General features: G+C 67.3%; 23 protein-coding genes. 11 read left to right on the forward strand and 12 right to left on the reverse strand.

What is annotated here, in order from left to right; all coding sequences use genetic code 11:
- Positions 1-20: 20 nt before the first annotated feature.
- On the forward strand, positions 21-1,247 hold the full coding sequence (locus tag ACLJPX_RS08915) for an amidohydrolase family protein (protein ID WP_410599628.1): 1,227 nt from the start codon (positions 21-23) through the stop codon (positions 1,245-1,247).
- Positions 1,244-2,098 carry an alpha/beta hydrolase gene (locus ACLJPX_RS08920; protein ID WP_410599629.1) on the forward strand — a complete coding sequence of 285 codons (855 nt, stop codon included), beginning with the start codon at positions 1,244-1,246 and terminating at the stop codon, positions 2,096-2,098. Before ACLJPX_RS08915 ends, ACLJPX_RS08920 begins: the two co-directional genes overlap by 4 nt.
- Before the next feature lie 85 nt (positions 2,099-2,183).
- On the opposite strand, the gene ACLJPX_RS08925 is transcribed toward ACLJPX_RS08920, so the two are convergent.
- From ACLJPX_RS08925 to ACLJPX_RS08945, 5 genes are read right to left on the reverse strand one after another with little or no spacing between them, the layout of a single operon-like run.
- Positions 2,184-3,083 (reverse strand): sucrase ferredoxin, encoded by a 900-nt coding sequence (locus ACLJPX_RS08925; RefSeq protein WP_410599630.1) that lies wholly within the window; start codon positions 3,081-3,083, stop codon positions 2,184-2,186.
- Entirely contained in the window at positions 3,080-4,444 is a 1,365-nt protein-coding gene (locus ACLJPX_RS08930; protein ID WP_410600028.1) for a cupin domain-containing protein, read from the reverse strand. The genes ACLJPX_RS08925 and ACLJPX_RS08930 overlap by 4 nt, the downstream gene beginning before the upstream one ends.
- Entirely contained in the window at positions 4,350-6,728 is a 2,379-nt protein-coding gene (locus tag ACLJPX_RS08935; RefSeq protein WP_410599631.1) for a xanthine dehydrogenase family protein molybdopterin-binding subunit, read from the reverse strand. The genes ACLJPX_RS08930 and ACLJPX_RS08935 overlap by 95 nt, the downstream gene beginning before the upstream one ends.
- Positions 6,725-7,729: an FAD binding domain-containing protein gene (locus ACLJPX_RS08940; RefSeq protein ID WP_410599632.1), complete on the reverse strand. Its 1,005-nt coding sequence runs from the start codon at positions 7,727-7,729 to the stop codon at positions 6,725-6,727. Before ACLJPX_RS08940 ends, ACLJPX_RS08935 begins: the two co-directional genes overlap by 4 nt.
- The gene (locus tag ACLJPX_RS08945; RefSeq protein ID WP_410599633.1) at positions 7,726-8,265 is read right to left on the reverse strand and encodes a 2Fe-2S iron-sulfur cluster-binding protein; all 540 of its coding nucleotides are present in this window, start codon (positions 8,263-8,265) and stop codon (positions 7,726-7,728) included. Before ACLJPX_RS08945 ends, ACLJPX_RS08940 begins: the two co-directional genes overlap by 4 nt.
- A 136-nt stretch (positions 8,266-8,401) precedes the next feature.
- On the opposite strand from ACLJPX_RS08945, the gene ACLJPX_RS08950 reads away from it, so the two are divergent.
- Positions 8,402-9,085 carry a PAS and ANTAR domain-containing protein gene (locus ACLJPX_RS08950; RefSeq protein WP_410599634.1) on the forward strand — a complete coding sequence of 228 codons (684 nt, stop codon included), beginning with the start codon at positions 8,402-8,404 and terminating at the stop codon, positions 9,083-9,085.
- 16 nt (positions 9,086-9,101) lie between these two features.
- On the opposite strand, the gene ACLJPX_RS08955 is transcribed toward ACLJPX_RS08950, so the two are convergent.
- Positions 9,102-9,698 carry a response regulator transcription factor gene (locus ACLJPX_RS08955; RefSeq protein ID WP_410599635.1) on the reverse strand — a complete coding sequence of 199 codons (597 nt, stop codon included), beginning with the start codon at positions 9,696-9,698 and terminating at the stop codon, positions 9,102-9,104.
- A gap of 101 nt (positions 9,699-9,799) precedes the next feature.
- Complete coding sequence (locus ACLJPX_RS08960; RefSeq protein WP_410599636.1) at positions 9,800-10,042, reverse strand: hypothetical protein; 243 nt, start codon at positions 10,040-10,042, stop codon at positions 9,800-9,802.
- 814 nt (positions 10,043-10,856) lie between these two features.
- On the opposite strand from ACLJPX_RS08960, the gene ACLJPX_RS08965 reads away from it, so the two are divergent.
- The 3 genes from ACLJPX_RS08965 to ACLJPX_RS08975 all read left to right on the forward strand — a co-directional run bounded on the left by ACLJPX_RS08965 (position 10,857) and on the right by ACLJPX_RS08975 (position 18,507).
- Positions 10,857-11,255, forward strand: coding sequence for an ATP-binding protein (locus ACLJPX_RS08965; RefSeq protein ID WP_410599637.1), 399 nt, complete (start codon positions 10,857-10,859; stop codon positions 11,253-11,255).
- Between the two features lie 369 nt (positions 11,256-11,624).
- Positions 11,625-16,121 (forward strand): HAMP domain-containing protein, encoded by a 4,497-nt coding sequence (locus tag ACLJPX_RS08970; protein WP_410599638.1) that lies wholly within the window; start codon positions 11,625-11,627, stop codon positions 16,119-16,121.
- 13 nt (positions 16,122-16,134) lie between these two features.
- Positions 16,135-18,507 (forward strand): SpoIIE family protein phosphatase, encoded by a 2,373-nt coding sequence (locus ACLJPX_RS08975; protein WP_410599639.1) that lies wholly within the window; start codon positions 16,135-16,137, stop codon positions 18,505-18,507.
- Here ACLJPX_RS08975 and ACLJPX_RS08980 read toward each other — a convergent pair.
- The 3 genes from ACLJPX_RS08980 to ACLJPX_RS08990 all read right to left on the reverse strand — a co-directional run bounded on the left by ACLJPX_RS08980 (position 18,491) and on the right by ACLJPX_RS08990 (position 20,830).
- Positions 18,491-18,829 (reverse strand): ANTAR domain-containing protein, encoded by a 339-nt coding sequence (locus ACLJPX_RS08980; protein WP_410599640.1) that lies wholly within the window; start codon positions 18,827-18,829, stop codon positions 18,491-18,493. The genes ACLJPX_RS08975 and ACLJPX_RS08980 overlap by 17 nt on opposite strands.
- Positions 18,826-19,482, reverse strand: coding sequence for a DUF3152 domain-containing protein (locus ACLJPX_RS08985; RefSeq protein WP_410599641.1), 657 nt, complete (start codon positions 19,480-19,482; stop codon positions 18,826-18,828). Before ACLJPX_RS08985 ends, ACLJPX_RS08980 begins: the two co-directional genes overlap by 4 nt.
- Positions 19,483-19,831: 349 nt before the next feature.
- Entirely contained in the window at positions 19,832-20,830 is a 999-nt protein-coding gene (locus ACLJPX_RS08990; protein WP_410599642.1) for a polysaccharide deacetylase family protein, read from the reverse strand.
- A gap of 234 nt (positions 20,831-21,064) precedes the next feature.
- Here ACLJPX_RS08990 and ACLJPX_RS08995 point away from each other — a divergent pair, with 234 nt between their 5' ends.
- The gene (locus ACLJPX_RS08995; RefSeq protein WP_410599643.1) at positions 21,065-21,985 is read left to right on the forward strand and encodes a hypothetical protein; all 921 of its coding nucleotides are present in this window, start codon (positions 21,065-21,067) and stop codon (positions 21,983-21,985) included.
- Between the two features lie 543 nt (positions 21,986-22,528).
- Here the strand turns inward: ACLJPX_RS08995 and ACLJPX_RS09000 are convergent.
- The gene (locus tag ACLJPX_RS09000; RefSeq protein WP_410600029.1) at positions 22,529-22,933 is read right to left on the reverse strand and encodes a WGxxGxxG family protein; all 405 of its coding nucleotides are present in this window, start codon (positions 22,931-22,933) and stop codon (positions 22,529-22,531) included.
- 233 nt (positions 22,934-23,166) lie between these two features.
- Between ACLJPX_RS09000 and ACLJPX_RS09005 the strand changes: the two genes are divergently transcribed.
- The 4 genes from ACLJPX_RS09005 (at position 23,167) to ACLJPX_RS09020 (ending at position 25,821) form a co-directional block, all read left to right on the forward strand.
- Positions 23,167-23,508, forward strand: a complete 342-nt coding sequence (locus ACLJPX_RS09005) for a hypothetical protein (RefSeq protein WP_410599644.1) — start codon at positions 23,167-23,169, stop codon at positions 23,506-23,508.
- 303 nt (positions 23,509-23,811) lie between these two features.
- Positions 23,812-24,165 carry a hypothetical protein gene (locus ACLJPX_RS09010; RefSeq protein WP_410599645.1) on the forward strand — a complete coding sequence of 118 codons (354 nt, stop codon included), beginning with the start codon at positions 23,812-23,814 and terminating at the stop codon, positions 24,163-24,165.
- A 287-nt stretch (positions 24,166-24,452) separates the two neighbouring features.
- Positions 24,453-24,803, forward strand: a complete 351-nt coding sequence (locus ACLJPX_RS09015; RefSeq protein WP_410599646.1) for a hypothetical protein — start codon at positions 24,453-24,455, stop codon at positions 24,801-24,803.
- The gene (locus ACLJPX_RS09020) at positions 24,763-25,821 is read left to right on the forward strand and encodes a glycoside hydrolase family 43 protein (protein WP_410599647.1); all 1,059 of its coding nucleotides are present in this window, start codon (positions 24,763-24,765) and stop codon (positions 25,819-25,821) included. Before ACLJPX_RS09015 ends, ACLJPX_RS09020 begins: the two co-directional genes overlap by 41 nt.
- Before the next feature lie 88 nt (positions 25,822-25,909).
- On the opposite strand, the gene ACLJPX_RS09025 is transcribed toward ACLJPX_RS09020, so the two are convergent.
- On the reverse strand, positions 25,910-26,380 hold the full coding sequence (locus tag ACLJPX_RS09025) for a hypothetical protein (RefSeq protein ID WP_410599648.1): 471 nt from the start codon (positions 26,378-26,380) through the stop codon (positions 25,910-25,912).
- Positions 26,381-26,704: the final 324 nt, after the last annotated feature.

Here is a 26,704-nt window from a genome sequence, read left to right on the forward strand (position 1 = left end):
AACGGTGGAGGGAACGCCTCGTGGGACGTGTTCAGGTGATCGGCGCGACGGTCGTCGACGGATCAGGTCGCGACCCGGTCGACGTCGGCGTCAGCATCGAAGACGGATGTATCACCCAGGTCGGGGCCTCCGGCGCACGCGGCGAGCGCCTTGACGCCGCCGGGCTGACGATGACGCCCGGCCTGATCGACGCTCACGTCCACTTGGGCTTGTCGAGCCCGATCGGACCGCAGTTCTCGTTCGGGATCAGCGCCGCCGAGATCGCGGCGGACATCTTCGCCACGGCCGGCGCGACGCTCGATGCCGGCTTCACCACCGTTCGCGACACCGGCGGGGTCGACGGCGGCCTCGTCACGACGATCGCGAAGGGCAAGGTCAGGGGGCCGCGCGTCCTGTCGTGCGGACCTGTCCAGTGCCAGATCGGTGGGCACGGCTACTACGGAGCCGACTGGGAGCCCACCGAGCTGTGGAGCAGCCATCACGTCCCGGGTCTGTGCGCCCTGTCGATGATGTCGGGCAACGCGGACGAGCTGCGGCACAACGTGCGCGAGGCCTTCCGCCGCGGAGCCACCTTCCTGAAGCTCTGCGTGACCGGCGGAGTGGTCGGCGCGCACGACCGGCTGACCGACACCCAGTTCACCGTCGAGGAGATCGCCGTCGCCGTTCAGGAAGCCACGGCGCGGGGCACCTACGTGACGGTTCACGCCCACAACAACGACGGCATCCGGAACGCGGTCGAGGCCGGGGCGCGCTGTGTCGAGCACGGCACCGACCTCGACGAGTCCACGGCCACCCTGATGGCCACTCGCGAGGTCGCCCTCGTGCCCACGTTCGCCGTCGTCGAGCAACTGCTGCACGACACCGCCGGAGCGGGCCTCGGCGAGTCGACCCGCGATCGGGTGCTGGGTGTTCGTGAGCGGATGGTCGAAGCGCTCGCCGTCGCCAAGGAGGCGGGGGTGCGGATCGGGCTGGGTTCGGATCTCATCGGCCCGGCCCAGGACCGCCGGGGCGAAGAGCTCAGGTTGCGCGCCGAGCTCGAGACGCCGATGGAAGCTCTCGTCGCGGCCACCAAGACCAACGCCGAGATCCTCGGCCTGTCCGGCCAGGTCGGGGTCATCGCTCCCGGCGCGCAGGCCGACCTCGTGTTGTGGAACGGCAACCCGGTGGAAGACCCGGGGCTGTTCGCTGATCCCGCCAATGCCGTCCTCGTTCTCAAGGCCGGCCGAGTTGTGAAGGACCTCCGATGAGCACCATATGGCAGGGCTGCCTCGCCGACACCGACTATTTCGAGCTGCGTTCCAGCGGAGGGCGCGACTACGGCGTCTGGGTCACCACGCCACCGGACTACGACCGCGCCACGACGCGAGCGCCTGTCGTGTACGTGCTCGACGGCAACTGGGCCGTGGGTCAGACGGCTCCGCTCATCATCACGCAGAAGGACCCCCTGCAACAGATCCAGCCCTACATCCAAGTCAGCGTCGGCTACGCGGGCGAGGACGCACAGCACTGGGATCGCCTGCGCAACAAGGATCTCGTGCCACCCGGCGAGCCCATCGCCAAGGAACTCGTCGAGGCCGTGGAGGCGGGATTTCAAGCGGGCGCGCGGACGCGCGAGGAATCCGACGCCTACCTCGCCGAACTGCGCGACACCCGCGCCGATGTGTTCCTGGACTTCCTGACCGCGGAACTGCACCCGCGGATCGAACGCGATTACGGCACGGCCGCGAGTGGTCACGGCCTCTTCGGCTACTCCTACGGCGGACTTTTCGGTCTCTACGCCTGGCTTACCGGCAGCCCGCTCTTCGAGAGCATCGGAGCGGGCAGCCCCGGTGTCGTCAGTGAAGACAGCCGGGTCTTCGCGCTGCTCGAAGAAATGGGCGACAACCTGCCCGCCGCCCAGCTTCACCTGACCATCAACGACCGAGAACTCCTCGGGGACCTCGTCGTCTACCAGAACCTCACGAAGAACGCGGCCACCGTCCTGCACCGCCTGACCGCTCGCGGCGCGGCCGTCACGAGCGCGGTCCTGCGCGAAACGCACGTGACCGGTCTGCAGGCCTCGTTCCTCAGCTACCTCAGGACCTGCCGTGCCCGGTAAGCGCGATCACCGGGTGAGCACCGACGTGGTCGTGATCGGGGAGATCGACCTGGGTGCGAGTCGAGCGCTGCGCCGTCCCTATCCCTCAACAACCCGAATCGCCACTCACGACCTCCAGCAACTCGAAGACACGGATCCTTTTCGCGGGCTCGGAAGCGCAGGTGAGCGGGCGATCCACCGGGAAATATCGTTCGCGCAAGTACACTGTGCAACGAGGATCGGCGAACTCGACCCGCCAATCGGAACCGCTCTCACGAACCTCTTCCACGAGGCGGAGCGCATCGATTCCGGTGGCACCGGTAGCCGCGCGGGCGTGATGCTGGGCAGCTTGAACGATGGGCTCGAACGAGGACCGGCCGCGGAGGAACTCGGTGTCGAGCGTGCCGCGCAGATACCGGTGGACGATGCTGTTCGCTCCGTCCGGCCGCAGGCCGCCGAAGGTGAACCCATGCGGTAGCAAGACCATCGCTGGAGCGAAGCGGCAGCCTCCGACATGGCTGCATTCCCAAGTGGCTTCAGGGAATTCCTCGGCCACCGCGGCGGCGAGTGATCGGCCGCGGATCGCGCAACACGTGTCGTGCCTGCCGTGAACGCAGATGAGCGCGAGCGGCCCTGACACCACGTGCCCCTGTGCGGAAGCGACGCGGGAAAGTTCCGTGGCGTCCGCGAATTCCCCGGCGCGGATCTCTTCGTGTCCAGGGCGTGCGTCGATCCGGAACCATCGTGAAGGCCGCTTCAGCACGGGGGCACGGCGGCCGACCTTGCGCACCAAAGCGATCCGGCCGTTGACACGCGCCGCCCAAGTGGTCAACGAAGCCACCGCCGCCGGGTCGAGACCGGACTCCTTGAGCGCGAGCCGCCCCCATGGGCCAGGATGCTCGATGAGCAGCCAGTGCTCCGCGGGTGGAGCCGTACCTTCTCCGGGATCCCCCGCGGCATCGGCCAAGTCCGCGCAAAGACCTCGCTCCACCGGTATCGCGGTCATGCGCCCGCGGCCATCAGCACGCCTTCCCGGAGCAGGCGCCGGACGAGCACGAGCTGATCGGTTCGATCCATCCCCGGAACCTCCCCGACTCGCCACGTATTTCCGTCCAGCAACGCCGACAGGGCGGTCGCGGTGGAATCAGGAAGCGAGATGTGCCGATCCGGGAGTTCGATGACGACACGGCCGTTCCTCGCGTCCCGAACCCGGAAACGCAGACCGTCCCGGCGTCGCACGGAGTCGCCGTCGACGAGGTTCAGCGCGAAGGTGGCGGCCGCGACCGGAGCCAGTGGCTCCGGCCGATTCCCTTTCCACGCCCTGTCACGGACGTATCGGGCGATGTCTTCGGCCGGCACGGCTTTCAGCGCGGTGATCAGGTCGTCCCGGACTGACTCGAGATGATCGTCCAGCACCCCTGGATCAGCGATGTCGATCCCCAAAGGCAGGGAGGTACGCAACCGGTCGTCGGCGCCGACGAGGGCGGTGAGCGCTTCCACCAGAGCGAATTTGGTGACGACGTGGACGCCGATGGTCAGATGCGCGGAAACATCGCCGAGAGCGGTCGCGGAATGCAGCCAGCCGCGGGGGAGGTACATCACGTCACCGGGCTCGAGGACTTCGTCGATGACCGGAGCATCGTCACGAGCCCGCGCCGCGACAGCATCGGCGTGCTCGTGCCACTGCTGGTCGCGCAGTGGCGCCGGGTGAACGGGCGCGTGCACCTTCCAGTGCTTGCGACCGGCGAACTGAAGGACGAAGACGTCGTGCACGTCGTAATGCGCGGAAAATCCCTGCGAAGACGGCGGAGTGATGTACGCGTTGACCTGCGCCGGGTGCCCGAGCTCGTCGGTCAGGCCCGTGGTGAAGTCGATGATGCCCGGCCACATGCGGTGCAGGGCTTGCAGCACGATGGTGCCGCCTTCGGCGAAAAGGGCGGCGACCCGGTCGTCGACAACCTGATCGCCGATCTCGGCGCCGGCACCACCGCCACCGGTGAACGAACGAGAATCGATCACCGATCCGTTCCGGGCCATGCGCAGGAACGGCGTACGCAATCCACGGCGGGACAGCATTTCATCGACGCCGTCCAAGTCGAGCAGATCCTCGAAGCGGTCGCCGGTCCGCCGCAACAACGGCTTCCGGCCCCAATGCCGAGTGGAGAACTCTTCGACGTCGGATCCGACCAGCCGTGTCAGGGGGCTCTTCGGAGAAATACGGCCGTCCACCGGTACCGGGACTTCCGCGGTACCGGTGGACGGCTCGCTCAGGTCAGCTCGCGCCACTGTCCGCGCCGCCGTCGGCTCCGCCGTCGTGCTGGCCGGGAGTGCCCTGCCCGGCGCCGGAGTCGGCCGGGCCTTCGGCACCGCCGTCGGCTCCGCCGTCGTGCTCACCAGGAGTCCCCTGGCCGGCGCCGGAGTCGGCCGGACCTTCCTTGTCCTTGTCCGATGTGGTGGAAATGTCGTCGTCGTTCAGGCTCACGTCGGTTCCCTTTCGTATGACCCGGCCGGGCGCCGGATGGATCACAGGCTGACTACCCCCGATCTGCACCGCGCACACTTCCGACAGGCCGGGCAGCAGTTTGTCGAGGGTGATCGGCAGTTCGCGAACCCGGACCCCGGTGGCGTGGTGCACGGCGTTGGCGATGGCCGCCGCCGTGCCGACGATGCCGATTTCACCGATTCCCTTGCTGCCCATGGGGTTTACGTGTGGATCGATCTCGTCCAGCCACTCGGCGCGCAGATCTTCGACGTCCGCGTTGGTCGCGATGTGGTATTCGGCGAGATCGTGGTTGACGACGTGCCCGAAGCGGGGGTCCAGCACGCTGTTCTCGTGCAGGGCCATCGACAGGCCCATGATCATGCCGCCGAGCAGCTGCGATCGCGCGGTGATCGGGTTGATGACGCGTCCGACGTCGAAGGTGCCGTGCAGTCGCGACACCCGTACCTCGCCGGTGTCGACGTCGACTCGGACCTCGGCGAACTGTGCGCCGAACGCATACATCGCGTAGTCGTTCTCGGCCGGGTTGTCCGGGGTGTCGGCGCTGATCTCGTCGCCCTCTGCCGGCTCGGCGCCGTACTTGTCGCGGAATGCCCGCGCCGCCGCGACCAGGGTCGAGCCCCAGGACGCGGTTCCGGTGGAGCCGCCCGCCACGGTGGCGGGCGGGTAAAGCGTGTCGCCGATGCGGATATCTACCGCGCTCGTGGGTACATCCAGCGCGTCGGCGGTGATCTGCGGCAGGATGGTCCACGCCCCCGTTCCCAGGTCGGCGGCACCGATTTCCGCGGTGTACCGGCCGTGTTCGAAGCGGATGACCGCCGTGGAGCCGGGCATCCGCTTCGCCGGGTACACCGACGCGGCGACTCCGGTGCCGGTCAGCCATGGTCCGTCGCGCCGGCTGCCTGGACGGGGATCGCGACCCGCCCACCCGAAGCGTTCCGCGCCCGTTCGCAGGCACTCGACGAGGTGACGGCTGGAGAACGGGTTGCCGGTCTCGGGGTCGCGCTCCGGTTCGTTGAGGACGCGCAACTCGATGGGGTCGAGTCCGAGCGCGACGGCGAGCTCGTCCATGGCCACCTCGGAACCGAACATCCCGGGGCATTCACCCGGCGCGCGCATCCACGACGGCACCGGTACGTCGAGCGCGGCCAGGCGGTGGGTGGTCACCCGGTTCGGAACGGCGTACATCATCCGGGTGGGCGCGGCGGTCTGCTCCGCGTACTCCTTGATCCGTGAGGTCTGTTCGACGACGTCCACCCGCAGGGCACGCAGCCTGCCGTCGGGGTCGGCTCCGAGCCGGATGCGCTGGATCGTGGGCGTGCGATAGCCGGTGAGGCTGAACATCTGCTGCCGGGTCAACGCCAGTTTGACCGGCCTGCCGGGCAGGGCGCGGGCGGCGAGTGCCGCGAGGACCACGTTGGCGTGCGGGTTCCCTTTCGAGCCGAAGCCGCCGCCCACGAAAGGGCAGATCACCCGGACTTGCTCGGTGACCAGGCCGAACACCTCCGCGATCGTGGACCGCACCGGATGAACGCCTTGGGTCGAGTCCCACAGGGTCAGCGTTTCGTCATCCCACAACGCTGTCGTGGCGTGCGGCTCGAGGGGGTTGTTGTGGTACATCGCCGTCGTGTAGGTCTCGGCCACGGTCACCGCGGCTTCGTCGAACGCCTTCTCGACCTCACCTTCCGAGGTGTCGGTCGGGAAATCGCCGTTGACGGTGTCCGGCTTGCGCAGATCGGGCCGGTCCGCCGCGAGCCGGGCGTCGTGCGGCTCGGTGTCGTACTCCACCTCCACCAGTTCCGAGGCGTGCCGCGCGATCTCGGGCGTCTCGGCCAGTACCAGGCCGATCACCTGGCCACGGAACGCGACCTCGCGGTTCTGCAGCACCGCCAGTTCGGCGTCCTCGGTGGACGCGAGCCGCTCAGCGGTCGAGGGCGTGATCACCTTCACCACGCCTTCGAGTTCCTCCGCCGCGCCGGTGATGAACCGAGTACACCTGCCGCGAGCGATGCCGGCTTGGATCAGCTGGCAGTACACCGGCCGCTCGACGGAGGCTTCGTAGGCATACGGCGCTGTCCCGGTGACCTTCTTCGGTCCGTCGTCGCGGGTGCGTCCCTGGCCGATCGCGTGTGGTTCCAGCAACCCGGTCATCGTTCCCCTTCCGCGGCTGTCAGCTCGCGCAGTACCGCGGCCAGGGTGCGCGTGGCGAGCGGGATCTTGAACGCGTTGCCCCCGTCGAGGCCCTCCAGCGGTCGAGCTTCGGCGAGTTCGGCTTCGGCGGCGGCCCGGAAGAGATCGTCATCGGGCCGCGCGCCGCGGAGAACCTCTTCGGCGCGCAGCGCACGCCAGGGTTTGTGCGCCACTCCCCCGAAAGCGACGCGGACGTCCCCGATCTTCCCCTCCGACATGGACACGGCGACGGCGACGGACACGAGCGCGAACGCGTAGGAGGCCCGGTCCCGGACCTTGCGGTAGGCGGACCGGCGGGTCGACGGCGCGGGCAGGCTGATTTCGGTGATGAGCTCCCCGTGCTCCAGCACGGTGTCGCGCTCCGGGTGGTCGCCCGGCAGCCGGTGCAGCTCGCCGAACGGGACGATTCGCTCACCCGACGGGCCGAGCACTCGAACCTGTGCATCGAGTACCGACAGCGCGACTGCCATGTCCGAAGGATGCGTCGCGGCGCATCCCTCGGACGCGCCGAGGATCGCGTGGTGACGCGTAGAGCCACCGAGCGCGGAGCAGCCGGATCCAGGCGACCTCTTGTTGCACGGTGTCGTGACGTCCTGGAAATACACACATCGGGTCCGCTGCAGCGGATTGCCGCCGACGGTCGCCATGTTCCGCAGCTGCGGCGACGCGCCCGACAGCAGCGCTTCGGCCAGGACGGGGTACCTCTCCAGGACGCGGCGGTCGGCAGCCAGGTCGCTGTTGCGTACACCGGCTCCGATCACCAGGGTCCCGTCGGCGACCTCACGGATCTCGGCAGGGGTCGCTCCGGTGATGTCGATGACACGGGCCGGGCGCACGATCCCGAGTTTCAGGTGGTCGACCAGGTTGGTCCCGCCACCGAGGAAGACGGCCGATGGTTCGTCAGCCACGGCTCGCACAGCGTCCGCGGGGGTGGCCGGGCTGGCGAAGGTGAACGGCCTCATCCGCCCTCCCCCGCCCGGTGGATGGCCGCGACGATGCCGGCGTAGGCGCCGCAGCGGCAAAGGTTGCCGCTCATCCGTTCGGCGACCTCCGCTTCCGTCCACTGTGGAGTCGCGGCCACGGGTGAGGTGACGTGGCTGGGCGAGCCATCGCGGAACTCCGTCAACAACCCCGCCGCCGAGCAGATCTGACCAGGCGTGCAGTAGCCACACTGGTAGGCGTCACAGTCGAGGAACGCCTCCTGCAAAGGATGCAGCTCCCCCTTGTCCTGGTCGGCCAGGCCGGCGGCCGTGGTGACGTCCGCCCCGTCGCAGGTCACGGCGAGCACCAGGCAGGCCAGCACCCGACGGCCACCGACCAGGACCGTGCAGGCTCCGCATTGGCCGTGGTCGCACCCCTTTTTCACGCTGTACAGATCGAGTTGGTCACGCAGCAGGTCCAGCAAGGTACGACGGGGATCGACGGTCAGCCGACGCGGGATCCCGTCGACTCGAATGGCGATCGTGCTGGCTTCAGCGGCCGATCCAGTCATGGCCATGGCTTCACCGCCTGTCCTGTTGGCACTGTCGCCGAGCCATACCCCGCTTCCGCCGCTTCGAAACCGGCACGGCTGGTCACAGCCACTAGCCGGTGAACTTGATCGCGTCGGCCGGCGGTCTTGGCAGAATAGGCCGGTGACCGACATCGCTGAGCCCACCATGGGCACTTCGCCTTCCGGCCTGGACGAGATCATGGGCGGACGCCCGCACACCATCGGCAGCTTCCGTTTCCACTTCGCCGACCAATCCTGGGAATGGTCCGACGAAGTCGCACAACTCCACGGCTACGCGCCAGGAACCGTCCAGCCCACCACCGAGCTACTCCTGTCGCACAAACACCCCGAGGACCGCGACACCGTCGCCGGAACCCTGGCCGCGACGGTCCGCGACGGCACCGCGTTCTGCAGCCGCCACCGCATCATCGACACCGCCGGGAACGTGCACCACGTCCTCGTCGTCGGCGACCGCCTCTACGACAGCACCGGCACCACCGTCGGCACCACCGGCTACTACATCGACCTCGACTCCAGCCGCGACGAACACCGCCAGCAAATCCTCGCCGAAGCCCTCCCCGACCTCCTCGACGCCCGCGCCTGCATCGACCAGGCCAAAGGCGCGCTCATGCTCGTCTACGGAATCACCGCCGAACAAGCCTTCCACGTCCTCAGATGGAGATCCCAGGAAACCAACACCAAACTGCGAGTCCTCGCCGAAAAACTCGCCTCCGCCCTCACCACCCTCGGCGGCGGCCCCCTCCAGCAACGCACCCAGTTCGACCACCTCCTGCTCACCATCCACCAGCACCCCGACTCGGTATAGGCCGTGCCGGGTCGTGCTAGAGCAGAACACCTCGGCGGAAACCGTGGGCGACGGCTTGGGCGCGGTCCTGTGCCCCGAGCTTGCGGAAAAGCCGTTGTGCGTGGGTCTTCACCGTATCTTCGGCCAGGTGCAGTTCACGGCCGATTTCTCCATTGCGTTTGCCTTGGCTCATTCCGGTCAGTACCTGCAGCTCACGACTCGTCAGCTGGACGCCGACAGAGGACGGCTGCCGCGGCACAGGCACGGAAATGCTGTTGAGAGTGTCGGTGAGAGCGGAGACGACCTCCGGCCAGGAGGTGTTCCAGCGAAGGTAACCTCGGGCGCCGCCGATGATCGCGTTGGCTACGACCACAGGATCGTTGGCGGCCCCGAAGACCAGGACGTTGGCCCGGACGTCCGCCTTGACGAGCCGTCGAACGGCCTCCACTCCGCTCGGGGCGGCGCGTTCCAAGCCGACGAGAACCAGATCGGCCGGCCGACGGGCATACTTGGCCAGCAGCCCCTCGGCCTCCGCTACGCAGTCGACATGGTCTACGCCGGGAACCGTGGACATGGCACGACTGACCGCGTCCCGCACTCTTCCCCGGCTGTCACAGATCAAGATCTCTGTCACGGCTTTACCCTTACTTCTGCTCTGGCTGCGAGTGAGCGCGTGATCGGCGGGCAGGGGCTCGAGTACGACTTCCCCGGTCCCCTGGCCGCGTGACGTCGCCGCTACTTTCGCAGCAAGGTTTCCGTGTTGGCGGCGGTCATCCGGGTGCCCGAACCGGCGTCGAGCGGATCCGTGGCGATGGCAGGCCGCAAGGAGTCCTGGTCCGCAGTGGCCAGCTGATCCACCGGGGTGGCAGGCAGGTCGAGATCGCCGTTTTCGGCCGCCGACGCGGCGCCGGTCCCCAGCATCAACAGGCCACCGCTGGCGAGCGTGGTCCGCAGGACGTACTTCACCCGGTTTTGCATGACGAAAAACTCCTCGTTGAATGAGAAAAGGAAAATGGTGACCGGACGCCGCGAGGCAGCGACGCCTGGTCAGGACGATCGACCGAGTCCGAACGCCGATCGCTTGTCCGGTCAGCCGGGCCTGACGCCTGGCTGGATCACCGATGCCTGCGCGGCTTGGTCCCCGAAATCGCTGCCACCCAGCGGGATCCGATTGTTCCGCGCCGCACGGCATGCCATGACGCCGACGCGGCCACACCGCCCACCAGGACGAGCGAACGGGCCGGAAGTCGACCGGCACGCATCGCGCCGATTGTCCGACTCCCCACGGCTGGCTCCCATTTCTCGTCGACTTGTTCGCGCCGAGCGAATCATAAGAGTGTCGTACGGCGGTCACCCCGCACCCCTCACCTGAAAATCCGCCGACGGCATCATTTACCCCTTTCCGCGACCATCGAATCGAAGCTGACCAGCAATAATTCAATGAGTGCCATCGCGACGACAGAGTCAATACACGCAAAACCAATACACTCGAACCAGTGACCACCTGCCGGGCGGAGCAACGTCCCTGCGTAACACGATCGCGGGAACCGCATCTCGGTTGCGCGGTCAGGCTGACGTCGCTCAGGCGGACAGCTGCTCGCGCAGCCTCCGAAACACCTTCGCCAGCAACCGGGAAACCGGAAGCTCAGGTCCGGCATGTGCCGCGGGGCGTGCACCGTCCAGCCGAAGCGGCCTGCCCGCACACCACTCGCGCTCGATCCACAGGAGTAGCCTGGGCCGGTCCAGGGAACAGCCGGAGGCAGTTCGGCAGGTGACAGGAGTACTCCACAAGATGCCAGCCGATGCCTCCGCCGAGGACCTGGTGCACGAGGTCGCGGCCGTACCGGCGCAGGCCGCTCGCCTGAGGAACGTGCTCGCCGACTGGGCCCGCCATCAAGGAATGCCTGCCGAGCTGGCAGAAGACCTCAAGCTGACCGTGTACGAAGCGATGACGAACGTCGTCAGGCATGCCTATCCGGCCGGGACCGACAACATCATGAGGATCACCGCCGTACACCGGGCAGGCTGGATCACGGTCACCATCGCCGATTCCGGCCGCTGGCGGGAAGGTCACCGGCCGGACGGCGGTCGCGGGGTCCCGATCATCACCACCTTCGCGCCGAAGTCCACGGTGACCAGCACTTCGGCAGGCACGACCGTCAGCGCCTCCTGGCCTCTCACGCCTCACTGATCGACCGACAGAAACTTCTTGTTTTCCTCGGAATCGAATTCGATTCCCGAAATGGGCACGCCGAATTCGCCCCTACCGGCGACAGCGCGCGGGCACAGGCTGGACATCTCGACCGAAACGATTCACGTCAGCGTCAGGAAAACAATTGACGGGAGCACTGTGGCTGACGGGAGCAATATGGCGTCTCGCTCGGCGGGATGCGGCTGGCTGCTCAACCGTTGCGGCCCAGCCTAGTACACCTTCGCTATGCTCGGGAACCGCCCGGGCCGCTCCTTCCCGCCCGTGCACTCCTCGGCTGGTTGTTGGTTCTTTCCTCGACGCTACAAAGAAGAGACGTGGTGACGGATGAGCGGGTCGGCGACTGCGACGATGAGTCGTGCCGGAGAAGAAGAACTGCGCCAGCTTCTGGCCGGGCTGACGGCGGTACGGGACGGGGACTTCGGCATCAGGCTGCCGGACGGCGCCGACGGACTGCTGGGCGACATCGCCACAGTGTTCAACGGGATGGCGGACCAGCTGTCCTTGTTCACCTCGGAGGTCACCCGCGTCGCCCGCGAGGTCGGCAGCGAGGGGCAGCTGGGCGGCCAGGCGAAGGTGCCCGGTGTCTCCGGTACCTGGAAAGACCTCACCGACTCCGTGAACGCGATGGCGGGCAACCTCACCACCCAGGTGCGTGACATCGCCCAGGTGGCGACCGCGGTGGCGCGAGGCGACCTGTCCCAGAAGATCGACGTCGACGCCCGCGGCGAGATCCTCGAACTCAAGGACACCGTGAACACCATGGTGGATCAGCTGTCCTCGTTCGCCGACGAAGTCACCCGCGTCGCACGAGAGGTCGGTAGCGAGGGACGGCTGGGCGGCCAGGCGGAGGTGCCGGGCGTCGGCGGTGTCTGGCGCGATCTCACCGACTCCGTGAACTTCATGGCGGGCAATCTCACCGACCAGGTCCGCAATGTCGCCCAGGTGACCACGGCGGTCGCGAAGGGCGATCTGTCGCAGAAGATCACGGTGGACGCGCGCGGCGAGATCCTCGAGCTCAAGAACACCATCAACACGATGGTCGACCAGCTGTCCTCGTTCGCCGACGAAGTCACCCGTGTCGCCCGTGAAGTCGGCACCGAAGGACGACTCGGCGGCCAAGCCGACGTCAAGGGTGTCTCCGGCACCTGGCGCGACCTCACCGACTCCGTGAACTTCATGGCGGGCAACCTCACCGACCAGGTCCGCAACATCGCCCAGGTCGCCACCGCGGTCGCGAAGGGCGACCTGTCCCAGAAGATCAACGTGACGGCGCGCGGCGAGGTCTTGGAGCTGAAGAACACGCTGAACACCATGGTGGGTCAGCTGTCCGCCTTCGCCGACGAAGTCACCCGCGTCGCCCGTGAAGTCGGCACCGAAGGACGACTCGGCGGCCAAGCCGACGTCAAGGGTGTCTCCGGCACCTGGCGCGACCTCACCGACTCCGTGAACTTCATGGCGGACAACCTGACGGCGCAGGTCCGTTCGATCGCCGAGGTCACCACCGCGGTGGCCCGCGGTGACCTGTCGCAGAAGATCCGGGTCGACGCGCGCGGCGAGATCCTGGAACTGAAGGACACCATCAACACGATGGTCGACCAGCTGTCCGCCTTCGCCGACGAAGTCACCCGCGTCGCGCGTGAGGTCGGCACCGAGGGCAACCTCGGCGGACAGGCGACGGTCCGGGGTGTCTCGGGAACCTGGAAGGACCTGACCGACAACGTCAACGTGATGGCGTCCAACCTCACCGGTCAGGTGCGCTCGATCGCGCAGGTCGCCACGGCGGTCGCCCGGGGCGACCTGTCCCGCAAGATCACCGTCGAGGCCAAGGGCGAGGTCGCGGCGCTGGCCGACGTCATCAACACGATGGTCGACACGCTGTCGGCGTTCGCGGACGAGGTCACCCGGGTCGCCCGTGAGGTCGGAACCGAAGGGATCCTCGGTGGGCAGGCCCGCGTGCCGAACGTCGCCGGTACCTGGAAGGACCTCACCGACAACGTCAACTCGATGGCGAACAACCTCACCGGGCAGGTCCGCAACATCGCCCAGGTCACCACCGCGGTCGCACAGGGCGACCTGACGCGCAAGATCGACGTCGACGCGCGGGGCGAGATCCTGGAACTCAAAACCACCATCAACACGATGGTCGACCAGCTGTCCGCCTTCGCCGCGGAGGTCACCCGCGTGGCACGCGAAGTCGGCAGTGAAGGACGGCTCGGCGGCCAGGCCGAGGTCGAAGGCGTATCGGGTACCTGGAAACGGCTGACGGAGAACGTCAACGAACTGGCCGGGAACCTCACCCGGCAGGTCCGGGCCATCGCCAAGGTCACCAGCGCGGTCGCGGAAGGCGACCTCACCCGCTCGATCACCGTGGACGCCTCCGGCGAGGTCGCCGAGCTCAAGGACAACATCAACTCGATGGTCGAGTCGCTGCGCGAAACCACGCGGGCGAACCAGGAGCAAGACTGGCTGAAGTCGAACCTGGCCACCATCACCGGCCTGATGCAGGGACGTCGCGACCTCGCCCTGGTCGCGGCGGCGGTGATGGACGAGCTGGTCCCGTTGGTCGCCGCGCAGTACGGCGCGTTCTACCTCGCCGACGAGACGGCGGAAAGGCCGGAACTGCGGCTTGTCGGCGCTTACGGGCATCCCGACGCCGGTGACGGTCCGGTGGCGCGCTTCCGGATCGGCCAATCGCTGGTCGGGCAGGCGGCACGCAGTCGCCGCCCGATCATGGTCGACGAAGTGCCGGAGGACTATGTGGCCATCTCCTCCGGCCTGGGGAAGACGAGACCGGCGAACCTGATCGTGCTCCCGATCGTGGTGGAAGATCAGGTTCTCGGCGTGATCGAGCTGGCCTCGATCCACGGTTTCACCGAAGTGCACCGGGCGTTCCTCGAACTGCTGATGGAACAGATCGGCGTCAACGTCAACAGCATCGTCGCCAACGCGCGTACGGACGAGCTGCTCGACGAGTCGCAGCGACTGACCGCCGAGCTCCAGACGCGTTCGGAGGAACTGCAGTCACAGCAGGAAGAACTGCAGCGTTCCAACGCCGAGCTGGAAGAGAAGGCCGCGCTGCTGGCGACCCAGAACCGTGACATCGAGACGAAGAACCTCGAAATCGAGCAAGCGCGCCAGGAACTCGAAACCCGTGCCCATCAGCTGACCCTGGCGTCGAAGTACAAGTCGGAGTTCCTGGCCAACATGAGCCACGAACTGCGGACCCCGCTCAACAGCCTGTTGATCCTCGCGCAACTGCTGGCCCAGAACCCCACTCGCAACCTCACCTCCAAGCAAGTGGAGTACGCGGGCATCATCCACTCGGCGGGTTCGGATCTCCTGCAGTTGATCAACGACATCCTCGACCTGTCCAAGGTCGAGGCGGGGAAGATGGACGTCACGCCGGAGCAGGTCCCCTTGCGGCAGCTGCTGGACTACGTCGAAGCGACCTTCCGGCCGATGACCTCGCAGCGGCAGCTCGACTTCCGGATCCGCGTCGGCCAGGACGCCCCCGCGCAGGTGCTGACCGACGATTCGCGGCTGCGGCAGGTGCTGCGCAATCTCCTCTCCAACGCGGTGAAGTTCACCAGCACGGGCGGAATCGAGCTGCACATCGAGCCGGTCGGGATCGAGGAGCTGCCTCCGTCCATGCGCACGAACGGGCCCGCCGTCGCCTTCCGGGTCATCGACACGGGTATCGGGATCGCGGAGCACCAGCTCGAATCGATCTTCGGCGCGTTCCAGCAAGCGGACGGCACGACCAGCCGCAAATACGGCGGAACCGGTCTCGGATTGTCGATCAGCCGGGAGATCGCGCAGTTGCTGGGAGGCCACCTCACCGCGGAGAGCATTCTTGGTGAGGGCAGTACGTTCACCTTCTACCTGCCGGTCGCACGACCCGACTTCACGGTGCGGCCTGCCATCGGTACGGAATCGGCCGCCACTCCGGGCGCCGAACCGGTGCGGGAATCCCCGCGCCGCACGCATCGCCGCCTGCTCGTGGTCGAAGGGCGGCAACGCGGTCTGCTGACGCTCGTCGCCGAGAGCGCCGCCGGCGATCTGGCCGACAGCAGGGACTTCGGTGTCATCACCGCCGACGTCGAGGTCGTGACCGCGGCGGGCACGGAAGAGGCGGCGGCCGCCCTCGCCACCGACGCTTATCACTGTGTCGTGCTCGACCTCGACCTGCGGGAAGGGACCTCGTTCGCCTTCCTCGACGCCATGCAGGGTGACAACGCCCTGCGGACGGTGCCCATCCTGGTCCACAACAGCAGGCGCCTCGACCACGAACAGGAACAGCTCCTGCAGGCGAGAGCCGAGACGCTTTCGCTCGAAGTGCTGTCCGGCCTGGACGAGCTGCGGGAACGGATCGCCCTGCACCTTTCGGCGGATGAGCCGGGGTCGGTGCTGCCCTTGGTCCACCCGGGAGAGAAGCCCGCGCCGGTGCACCCTCAGGACGTCGACAACACCCTGCACGGTCGCACCGTGCTGATCGTCGACGACGACCCGCGCAACGTCTACGCGCTCACCGGAATCCTGGAACTGCACGGTCTGCAGGTGCTACACGCCGAAGACGGTCGCAAGGGCGTCGAGCGGGTGACCACTCATCCCGGCATCGACCTGGTCCTGATGGACATCATGATGCCCGAAATGGACGGCTACACCGCGACCGCGACGATCCGGGCCATGCCCGAGCACGCCCGGCTGCCGATCGTGGCCGTCACGGCGAAGGCGATGCCCGGTGACCGCGAAAAGAGCATCGCCTCGGGCGCGAACGACTACGTCACCAAACCTGTCGACACGGACGAGCTGATCGCCTGTCTCAAACGGCACCTGACGGTCTGAGCGGGGAACTGGAATGTCGGTCGACGAAACCGGCTCGGTGCCTTCCCCCGGCCTTTCCCCGAACCTGGCGCGTCTGGCCGCCACGGTCGCCCGCCTCCGCGACGAGGTCGACCACGCCCATGCCGTCGCCGACGGACGCGCCTTGATCGAACTCGCCAAAGGTGTGTTGATGGAGCGCTTGGGCTGCGGTCCAGGCGACGCCGCACGACAACTCGCGACCCTCGCCGAACGCTCCGGGGTGACTCGGCTGGAATTCGCCGCCGACGTCGTCGGTGACGCGGCCAAGGACCGGCTGAGCGAAGTAGCGGCGGAGTTCGTGGCTCGTACGGACGAATCCGGCGAGGACACCTCGGTCACCGTCCGTCTGCGGACGGCGGAAAGCGGCGTACTGGCGGCGGACGACACCCAGCGGGCCGCCGAGGCGATCCTCGAGCACGCCCTGCGCCCCCTCGGCGCGACCGCGGTCGCGGTCTGGCTCGCGGGTCCGGACGGATCGCTCACGCTGGTGGGGGCCGCCGGATTCTCCACCGAGGAGGCCGTCCGCTGGCGGTACGTCCCTCCCGGAGTGTCGACGCCCGCGCAGGCCGCACTGGCCGAACGCGACTCGGTGTGGTTTCCGGCGCTGTCCTCTTCCGGCCTGCCCTCGATCGGACAGCACGCCCTGGCCGTCGGCACCCGGATCGCCATCCCGACCGGAACCGGCGGAAGGATCATCGGCGTCGCGGAGATCTGCTGGCCGAACCAGGTGAACCTCGAAGCAGGCCGGATGCAACGGCAACTAGAGGCACTGGCCGAGCTGTGCGCACACACCCTGGAGAACGTCGAGGGAGGCGCCGCGGCCTCGACTGCCCACCTCGCCACGGGCGTGCTCGGCGAGTTGGTCGATTTCGTCGACGGCCTGCCCGACCCGGCCCTCCTGCTTTCGCCGTGCCACGACGATGACGACCGGTTCGGCGACTTTCGGATCCATCACGCCAACCCGCGCTTCGTCGATCCAGGCGGACGGCCGCCGGCCCGGCTCATCGGAGCGCGGTTGCTCGAGATGTATCCGCTCGCGGCGGAGGAAGGCGGTCTGCTGGACAAGATCCACCGGGTCCACGCGACGGGAGAGCCGTTCCGCGACCAGAACACGACGATCACCACGTCCGTGGATCAGGTTCCGCTGCCGGTACTGGCCGATGTCAGTATCAGCAGGCTCGCCGGCACGGTCTTGCTCGGCTTGCGCCTGCAGGATGACGCCGCCAAGCTGACCACGCTGCTGCAGCACGCCCAGCGGCTCGGCCGGATCGGTGGTTTCGAAGAGAACCCGGTGACCGGAGCCGTGCTGTGGAACTCGGAGCTGTTCGCCCTCTACGGACTGCCTTCCACGGCATCCCCTCTCCCCCTGGCCCGGCTGGCCGACTACGCGCACCCTGACGATTCGCCCTCGATCGGCCGGTTCCTCCGAACCCTGCTGCACCACAGGCGATCCGCCTCGACCGCGTTCCGGCTTCAGCGCTCCGACGGCGTCTCCCGGTACATCCGGGTCGTCGCCGAGCCCGTCGTCGACAGCCGGGGAGATCTTCTCGGAATTCGCGGTGCCTATCAGGACGTCTCCGCCCAGCACTGGGCCGAAGTCGCCCTCTCGGCCACTCGCGACCGGCTGGCCGCCACCGAACAACAAGCGATCGAACGCAACCGCCTGACCCTCCAACTGCAGCACGCGATCATGCCGCCCGCCCGAGATCCGCTGGACGTCGCCGGGATCCGGACCGCCGTCCGGTACCGGCCCGCGGAAAAGGAGAACCTCGTCGGCGGCGACTGGTACGACGCCGTCGCCCTGCCCAGCGGCGAGATCCTGCTCTGCGTCGGCGACATCGCGGGGCACGGCATCGACGCGGCCACCGGGATGGTCAACCTTCGCAACGCCCTGCGTGGCCTCGCCGCCACCGGCGCCGGGCCCGCCCAGTTGCTCACCTGGCTCAACCTGGTCGCCTACAACCTCACCAACCACGTCACCGCCACCGCCGTCGCGGCCCTCTACAACCCCACGACCAGGATCCTGCGCTGGGCGCGGGCGGGCCATCTCCCTCCGATCCTCCGGCACCGGGGACAGACCACGACGCTCCCGCTCATTCAGGGCACCTTGCTCGGAGCCGTGCCAGAGGTGACCTACCAGGAAGAGCAGCTGCATCTCGACAACGGCGACGTCCTGCTCCTCTACACCGACGGCCTGATCGAACGCCGCGACCGGCCGGTGCAGGACTCGATCACCCACCTGGTCGGCCTCGTGGACGAGCACGACGGCGATCTGGACAAGCAGCTCGATGCCTTGCTCACCTACAGCACCGCCGACACCGACGACGACACGTGTGTCGTGGCCATCGAAGTCACCGCGAAGTCGTAGGCCGCGTCCGGTCCAGCACGAGCCGGCGGACTTCGGCCAGCACCACGCCGCTGGTCGCCTCGTCGACCGACTCGGACCTGCCCCGGCTGCCCGCGGCGACGACCACGGTGGCCACGTCGTGCAGTTTGACGTTGGTGTGCTGGGAAATCACCCTCAGCGCGGCAAAGGCCTCCTCAGGTGTCCACTGCCACAACAGCATCAACATCCCCTTCGCCTGTTCGATGATCGGCTGCGTGGCCAACGCCCGTCGCAGCTGCTCCACTTCGGTGGCGGGAGCCGCCGTCAGGTCTGGTCTCGGCTCCCGCCCCCGCCGGAGGCTCATCGCGTCGTCGTGACCCACGGATTGGGACGGCAGACAGCTCCATCCGGACGTACGTTCACCGCTGCGCCCGGCTCGGCACGGTTGAGGTCCGCGACGTAGCTGTTGGACAGTCCGAAGGTCTGCTGCATCATCACCGGCGCCACGGCCCCCGCCGAGGGACAGCCGACATGTCCGTGACCGAGCGCGTGGCCGACCTCGTGATTGACCGCGTACCGGTGGTAGGCCAGAAGATCGCGCTCGAACGAATGGGCACCACGGACCCAGCGTGCGAGGTTGACGACGACCCGGCGATCACGGGTGAGATAGCACGACGAGTCGTACGGAATCTCGAATCCGCAAAGGTCCGGGCGGCGGCTCGTGGCGGAGCTGGTGAGACTGATCCGGAACGACGGCGCGGCGTCCAGGCCGTCGATCCGCCGGAGCGACACGTCGTCGGACCCGATCCATCCGCGCGGGTCCGCGAGAATGGCCTCCACTTCCGGGGCGAACGAGGGAAAAGCCACCCCGTCCTCGATCTCGACGGTGTAGGTCAGCCGCCGCGTTCCGGTGCCCGCCACCGAACCACTGACGCCGGGCACGACGTGCCAGGCTCCCGCGCCGGTCGGTGTGAAGGGAGCACCGTCCGGCAACGCGGCGGGCTCCGGCGGGGGCACGATCGACTGGCCACTTGCCGGTCGCGGCGACGGTTTCGGCTCCGGCGGGCCCGGGGCGACTGGAGTCTCAAGGGCGAAAGGTGCCACGAAAAGCGCCATCGAAAGCACCAGAGCGAGAAAGATGACGGTCAACGGCCACCACGTCCGGTCCGCCTCCGAAGCCTTCCGCCGCCGGCGAGGCGCCGGCTTCTCCGGCGGACTCGCGATCGTCCCATGCCCACGCGTGGGCAACCGGTGTTTGGGAGGCGGAGCCGGTTTGGTGCTCGCGTGCACCGGCGGCTTGGTCAAGGGAGCGCGAGGCTGTGGCAGCCAGTCGACGAGGCTTCCGTCGCGTCGTACATGGGGACTCTCAGTAGGCAAGACTCACACTCGCGCAAGCCGCGGCGGGAACGACGTCGGATCGCGGATACGACACCGTCTTCGGATCGCCGTCCGAGGTATACCGATGCCCGGTGGGCGAACCGAGCTGGTCGAGCCAGTGAGCCGAGCCGTATTCCGCCTCCGGCCCGGTCGACTGTGACCGGATCCGCGGGATCGCCGCAGGTTCGAACGCACGGGAACAGGGAGACGGCGCGGGCCCGGCCCCGACGAGCAACGCTCCGCGATAGGTATAGCCCGGTCCTTGCAGCGCCAGTCCTTCTCGCCGAGGCTGCGCGCCGTACGGCAGTGCGAGCGTGCTGGGTTCGTAACCGGGCAGCGCCCGTCTGATCAGGCCGTCGCCCTCGGCGATCGCCGCCGAGGCGGCGGCCTCGTCCGCGCGGCGCAGGTTCGTGTGCCGCGCGGTGTGGTTGCCGATCTCGAAGTGATGGTCGGACAACCAGCGCAAAGCACGTTCGTCACCGCCGAACGGGTGCTCGTTGACATACACGCTGGCGACCGGCCGGAATCGGGGGTGCGCGGCCGCGACGTCCAGCAAGATCCGTACGGCGGTGCCCGGCGCCGGCTGTCCCTCCGGGGTGAGCGCGAAGACGCTCGGGTCGCCGTCGTCGAAGGTCAGTACGACCGGATGCGCGCCCGCGGGCAGATCGAGCCGTCGGCTCACCAGGTCGGCCGTCGTGACCGGGACGTAGTCCTCGGCGGCCAGTCGTTTCAGCTCCGCCGCGAAGTCGGCGGGAGTACGGTCGTAGACCGATCGCGGCTTCTCGACGAGCCGGTGGTACATCAGGATCGGTACCCGGCCGAGTTCGTCGGCGGCCACCTGCCGCGCGAACGCCGGTGTGACGCGTGTCGGTGCGACCGCGGAAACGGTTCCCAGCTCCGGCGACGGGGAAACCGCCGGCCCCGGGGCCCCACATGCCGCCACGAGGGCGACGGCAGCACCTGCGCCGAACCGGAAAAGAAAAGACATTCTGAAAGTCTGCTGCCGGAACCGCGCGAGAGCACTCGGATGCACCGAGTCGGGTGAGCGCGAATTTTGGTTCCCTCACGCGAAAAACGAAGTATCCGCAGCTCGGGGCATCCGGCCCGGAATCGGGCCCGGCACGATCTGGTGATCGTCGGCCGCCGGGTTTGCGCGAAGATCAACACGGGTATTTTCCTGGACTGGCAACGAAAACATGAGCGCAGCTTTGAAGGAGACCGGATGACCGACCACAGCCGCCGTTTCGTCCTCACCGTCGGACTGGCGGGACTCGCGGCGAGCGCCTGCGGCGCGCCCCGACGAGGCAGCGCGGCCGCGGCGCCGATGGCGCCCGCCCCGGCCGCGGCACCGGCGCTCGCCCAGCCGCCCGCCGATCCACTCGCGACGAACCTGCTGGTCGGCTTCTGTGGAGCGCCGGGCGCGAAGGCGCTCGGCCGGATGACCGGGGACCTCGCTGCCGCAGGTCGCGAGCTGCGGAAACAGATCGGCACCTTTCCGCCGGGGCGGCCGATCACACCGGTCGTGGAGTTGATCGCGACCACCGTGCACCGCTCGCCTGGTGCCGACGGCATGTACCGCAGCCGATGCGGCGACGAAACCGTGCGGGCATACCTCGACGCCGCACGCGCGATGAACGGCCTGCTGCTACTCGATATTCAGCCCGGTCGCGCGGACTTCCTGCCCGAGGTGCGGGCCTACGAGCACTGGCTGAAGGAGCCCGACGTCGGGGTCGCGCTCGATCCGGAGTGGGCCGTCGAACCAGGTGTCGTCCCCGGGAAGAAATTCGGACGCACCACCGGCGCCGAACTCGACGGGGTCGCCCACTACCTCGGCGAACTGGCGCAGCTTCACCGGCTACCCGCCAAGGTCATGGTCTACCACCAGGTGGCTTCGTCGGTGGTACGCGACGAGGGACTGCTGAAACCCCATCCTGGCGTCTCCGTGGTGAAGGTCGTGGACGGGATCGGTTCCGCCGCCGCCAAGAAGGCGACATGGAAAACGCTCATGCCGAGCAAGCCCGGCCACGTGCGAGCGGGTTTCAAACTCTTCTTCGACGAGGACACCCGCCGAGGGGCGGCCCTGATGACCCCTGCGGAGGTCCTCGCGCTGACGCCCACCCCGGCATACGTCCTCTACGAATAGCCCGAGGGTGAACCTGCGCCGATCCGGTAACGCCGACGATTTCCGTAATCCCACCTTGCGTGGTTTACCTTTTTCGTGAAACACCGATTCGCAATCATGCGATACAGCTTCGCCATCCCGCCGACATCTGATTCTCTTCCGTGCACACCTTTCCTCCGATGATCACCCTCCGCTACCTTATCCTGATTTGCTCACTCTTCCGCGCGTATCGGCTGCCGTTCCCGGCAGGCAACCGTGCACCCTGACTTCGCAAGCCTCCTCAACTACACTCGTTCGTGTTGTTTACATTCACGATTCAGTGGGTAATCATTAAAGTTTTCGCTTGCCCAGAAGTACACTCTTAGGAAGTGCTCCACCCTGGATCCCTTCTCATCCTGGCAACGTGACGCTATTATCGGCAACGGTCGAAAAAACGGCCCAATGGAATTAGCGCGCAGCAATAAGGTGCGAATCCCGTCGGGTACACGGAAGTCCGACGCGGAGCGCCGGACTTCCGTCGGAGGAGACAAGAACTGGGCGGTTCCGCTCCCGCGGAGAGCGTGGTCAGGTGCCCGGAGGATGGCGTCGCGGCTCAGCGGGCGGATAAGTGTTCACGGGCGGAGCATCGGCGCCCGAAGCGGGGTATCCGGCCATCGCGCCGGGTTTCGGACCCCGCCGGGCGAGTCCGGCGAGTCCGAGCAAGCCCACCAAACCGAGTAGACCCCAAAGTCCGTTGCCACCCCTGTCGGCATCGGACCGATCGTCGCGCGGACTCCCGTTTCCGTCGTCGGCCGCGTACCGCGAAGCCGGCGCCGTCGGAACGGGTTCAACGGCGGCGGCCGCGGGGCCCGCTCCGGTCAGCAGGATGACGGCGGCCATCACACACGCACAAGTCGATTTCAGTAGTGCCTGTTTCATTTCGATCCTTCTTTCGAAATTCGGCGATGAACGATCGATCAGCGATGGCATACCCAGGCTGAACGAGTTCACACTCGCCTTCACGGGAACGTGTCGACTCTTCACTCGCAGGACCCGGATTCCGGTCGGATTCACCTTTCACTAGGATGGCGATCGGTTCAAACAGGAGCCGTGGAAGTACGGACCCGTGTCACCGAGTCCTCCACTGGCCGTCCTTCCTTGTTCGCGCGGTTAGCGCATCTGTCATCGATGAACATGGTCCACATCCGTGGATCGGGGGAGAATTGAACGATCGTCATGTGATCGCGCCTTTGGGCGCCGCCTTTACGCCACGTCTGATCTGCACGGCGGGTGACCGTCTCATACATCCGGCGGACAGCCACAACGACCTCGCTCGCATTGTGGTGCGCTGGGCACGGACTTGGGTTCCCGAGACCTGGCCCGCCCGCCAGTACTTCACCTCGCTGGGTATCGGCGACGACGAAAACCCTTTCTACACAGACAATGACGTCGCGGGTTGGTTGCTCATGCAGCCCCAGCCGGGGTCGCTGGCCTGGCGCGTGCGCTCGCGGGAGATCGACGTCGCAACGGCGCTCACCGCGGAGGCGGAGGCCTGGCCCGGCTAAAACAAATACGAACACAAGCAACCTTGCTTCGCGCACTCCACGGCGAAGCAAGGCTACTTGTGATGCCAGGGTTCTTCTGCCGGAAAAGCGGACTCAGAATTACTTCGCCGGACGACCGGCGAACAGCAGAATGCCCGTAACCCGATTGGACCACAGTTCACGCGGTCAGCGGACCGTCGTGCCCACACGATGGTGGACCGGGTTGGAAAAGACAGCAGATGGTCAGTACGTTTCCCCACACTGGACGGGAACACACCTTTACTGCCGTCCCGCACGACGCAATCGTCGAATCTAGGAGAATCCATGCTGAAGAAAATCGGTTTCGTCGCGGCTACCATGGCCGCCGGAGCGATCCTGAGCGGCGGCATCGCGTCCGCCGACACCCCGGACCGGGACCACGACGGTGGATACGACCACAGCGGCCAGGTGGGCTTGGTCAACGTCAACAACCTCGACGCGCTGCACAACGTCAACGCAGTGGTCGGCGCGTGCGGCAACGATGTGAACGTGCTCGGGGTCCAGGTCCCGATCCGCAACTCGCTCAACGGGATCGGCGTGCCGATCCTGTCGCCGGGCGCGCACGAAGCCAGCGGCGAGTCCCCGTACAACTGCGCCGCGGGTGCCGTGACCGACGGCGGCACCGTCCAGGACAACTGATTCTCCCTGCCGAAGCCGTCCGCGGTGGTGTGCGGAAACCGGCTTAGGCATGGGGCGGCGATTCGTGACGCAGTCGTAAGGCCCGGAGCACGAAGAAGAGATGCACACTCCGCTGCGTGTTCCGGCGCCGCCGCGATGCGGGCGCGACGCCGGCACGGGTGGGGCCGGTTCATCCTGCCCAGGAGTTGACCGGCCCCACCCGGCGTGAAAAGCACCATGACCATCGTTCCCGGGGCGGCGCGCCGACGGCACGCCGCCCTGTGTCTTTCCTCGCTAGGAGTTTTTCTGTGATCAAGCAGCTTGGGTTCGTCGCTACCGCTCTGGCCGCCGGAATGGCGATCGCCGGCGGGTCCGCCTCGGCGGCGAGTGCCACCATCGCGGACCACCCGGTGGACCACAACGGCCAGGTGGGCTTGGCGAACGTGCAGAACCTCGACGCGGTGCACAACCTCAACGTCGTCGGTGGCGTTTGCGACAACAACGTGAACGTGCTCGGGGTTCAGGTCCCGGTGCGTGACGTCGCCGAGGGTATCGCCGTGCCGGTTCTTTCCCCGGGTGAGACCGAGGCCGAGGGTGCTACTCCGGACAACTGCGCCGGTGGCGGCATCGTCGCCGGCGGGACCGTCCAGGAAAACTGACCGATCCCGCGAAACAGCCGCCGCACGGATGCCCCTCCGCGCGGCGGCTTTCTCGCGTCGTCCGAAAGAGTCCGTCATGAGAAACAAGATTCGCCTGCTGACCGTCGTCGCCGTCGGCCTTCTGACACTCGCGACCTGCCCTGCCGCATCGGCCGCCGGCGCACCTCGGCTCCTTCTCGGACAGGACTTCCCGGATCCCGATGTCGTCAAGGCCGACGCCGGCTACTTCGCGTTTTCGACGAGTACCGGCGCGGTGAAAGTGCCCACCGCCGGCGCTCCGGCACCGGAGGGTCCTTGGCGTGTGATCGGTGATGCGCTCGCGTCCGTACCGAAGTGGGCCAAACCCGACGGTGGATTCTGGGCGCCCGACGTGACCCGGCTGTCGGACGGCACGTTTCTGCTCTATTTCTCCGCAGCCGTCGCCCCCGGCGGGGAAATGTGCATCGGTACCGCCTCCTCGGCCAAGGTCGAAGGTCCGTACATCCCTGTCGGCGACGCGCCCCTCGTCTGCGTGCCGGGGGACGGCGGCGACATCGACCCGCAGACCTTTGTGGACACCGACGGCACGCGATACCTGCTCTACAAGAGCGATGGCGCGGCCACTGGCCCACCTGCGGCGATCTGGTCCCAGAAGATGCTTCCCGACGGCCGGACACCGGTCGGCCCGCGAATCGAGCTCCTGCGTGCCGACCTTACTTCCGAAAAAGCGGTCGTCGAGGCTCCGTCGGTGGTGAAGACACTCAACCGGTACTTGCTCTTCTACTCGGCCGATACCTTTCAGAGTTCCGGGTATCACACGGGTTTCGCCTCCGCGCCCGCACTGAACGGGCCGTTCGTGAAGGCCGATGCCCCGTTCCTCTCGACCGATCTTCTCGGCGGAAAGGTCGACGGGCCCGGCGGTGCCGACGTGGTGGACGGGCACATCTTCTTCCACGGCTGGCTCGGTGGTGGTCGCACGGCCCGGGGTCTGTACGAACTTCCCCTCAGGTTCCCGAACGACGTCCCCCAGCTCGAGTGACCGATCCCCCGGCACAACGAAGGCCCGGTGCGGAGGAAGTCCCGCACCGGGCCTTTCGCCGGGGCACCCCGTCCGGGGTCCGGTCGCGTTAAGCGACCGGGACGGTCAGCCCGCCAAGGAGGTCGTTCACCAGTGACGACAAACTGATCAGGAGTCGTTGCAACAGCGCGTTGAGCAACGCCGACACCGGCGGCAGCCCCACCCGGGATTCCACGCCCGTCGCCAGTTCGTCGACGCCCTGTTTCGCCGTGGCGTTCTCCTGCCGGGCCGTGGCCGCGCTGTCCTTCGCCTCTGTCTGGATCAGGTACCGCTCACCCTGCGCCAGCTCGGTGAGCACAGGAGCGAGCCGGCCGAGGGTGGCCTGCGTTCCCGACACGTCGCCGCTGTCCGCACGCGAGACCAGTGCGTCGCGCATGGTCTGCACTTCCGCGGCCACGCTGGTGGTACTGGACGACCCGTTGCCACCGGGCCCGCCCGCGGTGGCGACGCCCGCACCTGCCAGCGTCACGGACGCGGCGGTGACGAGAATGGCCAATGTTCGCGTCAGTTGACTTCTCATGTCGCACTCCTCTGGGTTCCTGCTCTCGACTGGGCTCATCGTGAGCCCTCCACTCGAGTAGCGCGAACGGACATCGCTCTCCTGGAGCTGGACGTAATTTCGCAGCGTGCGCGCCCGGAACGGATACGGCGAAAAAAACGTGAGGTTCGCGTGAAACTCTCCGCCCCCTTCGGATGCGGGCGAGCACTCTGCGTACCCAGAACACCCGGCCGGGGCGGTAAGATCCTCAACCTGGCTGACTTTTTACTTACACCACAACACAAGTTGAAGTATCGAACCCACTTCAGCTTCACCCCATCAGGGCGGTTTGGTCAATTGAGAGCA

Source organism: Amycolatopsis sp. lyj-90 (assembly GCF_046549035.1).
In the GTDB taxonomy this organism is placed as follows: domain Bacteria; phylum Actinomycetota; class Actinomycetes; order Mycobacteriales; family Pseudonocardiaceae; genus Amycolatopsis.

Excerpts from the sequence above, each read along its gene's own strand:
- ACLJPX_RS08920 (WP_410599629.1), top strand. The coding sequence starts at position 1,244 with ATGAGCACCATATGGCAGGGCTGCCTCGCCGACACCGACTATTTCGAG.
- ACLJPX_RS08925 (WP_410599630.1), bottom strand. The coding sequence starts at position 3,083 with ATGACCGCGATACCGGTGGAGCGAGGTCTTTGCGCGGACTTGGCCGAT.
- ACLJPX_RS08935 (WP_410599631.1), bottom strand. The coding sequence starts at position 6,728 with ATGACCGGGTTGCTGGAACCACACGCGATCGGCCAGGGACGCACCCGC.
- ACLJPX_RS08940 (WP_410599632.1), bottom strand. The coding sequence starts at position 7,729 with ATGAGGCCGTTCACCTTCGCCAGCCCGGCCACCCCCGCGGACGCTGTG.
- ACLJPX_RS08945 (WP_410599633.1), bottom strand. The coding sequence starts at position 8,265 with ATGGCCATGACTGGATCGGCCGCTGAAGCCAGCACGATCGCCATTCGA.
- ACLJPX_RS08960 (WP_410599636.1), bottom strand. The coding sequence starts at position 10,042 with ATGCAAAACCGGGTGAAGTACGTCCTGCGGACCACGCTCGCCAGCGGT.
- ACLJPX_RS08965 (WP_410599637.1), top strand. The coding sequence starts at position 10,857 with ATGCCAGCCGATGCCTCCGCCGAGGACCTGGTGCACGAGGTCGCGGCC.
- ACLJPX_RS08970 (WP_410599638.1), top strand. The coding sequence starts at position 11,625 with ATGAGTCGTGCCGGAGAAGAAGAACTGCGCCAGCTTCTGGCCGGGCTG.
- ACLJPX_RS08975 (WP_410599639.1), top strand. The coding sequence starts at position 16,135 with ATGTCGGTCGACGAAACCGGCTCGGTGCCTTCCCCCGGCCTTTCCCCG.
- ACLJPX_RS08980 (WP_410599640.1), bottom strand. The coding sequence starts at position 18,829 with ATGAGCCTCCGGCGGGGGCGGGAGCCGAGACCAGACCTGACGGCGGCT.
- ACLJPX_RS08990 (WP_410599642.1), bottom strand. The coding sequence starts at position 20,830 with ATGTCTTTTCTTTTCCGGTTCGGCGCAGGTGCTGCCGTCGCCCTCGTG.
- ACLJPX_RS08995 (WP_410599643.1), top strand. The coding sequence starts at position 21,065 with ATGACCGACCACAGCCGCCGTTTCGTCCTCACCGTCGGACTGGCGGGA.
- ACLJPX_RS09000 (WP_410600029.1), bottom strand. The coding sequence starts at position 22,933 with ATGCCATCGCTGATCGATCGTTCATCGCCGAATTTCGAAAGAAGGATC.
- ACLJPX_RS09010 (WP_410599645.1), top strand. The coding sequence starts at position 23,812 with ATGCTGAAGAAAATCGGTTTCGTCGCGGCTACCATGGCCGCCGGAGCG.
- ACLJPX_RS09025 (WP_410599648.1), bottom strand. The coding sequence starts at position 26,380 with ATGAGAAGTCAACTGACGCGAACATTGGCCATTCTCGTCACCGCCGCG.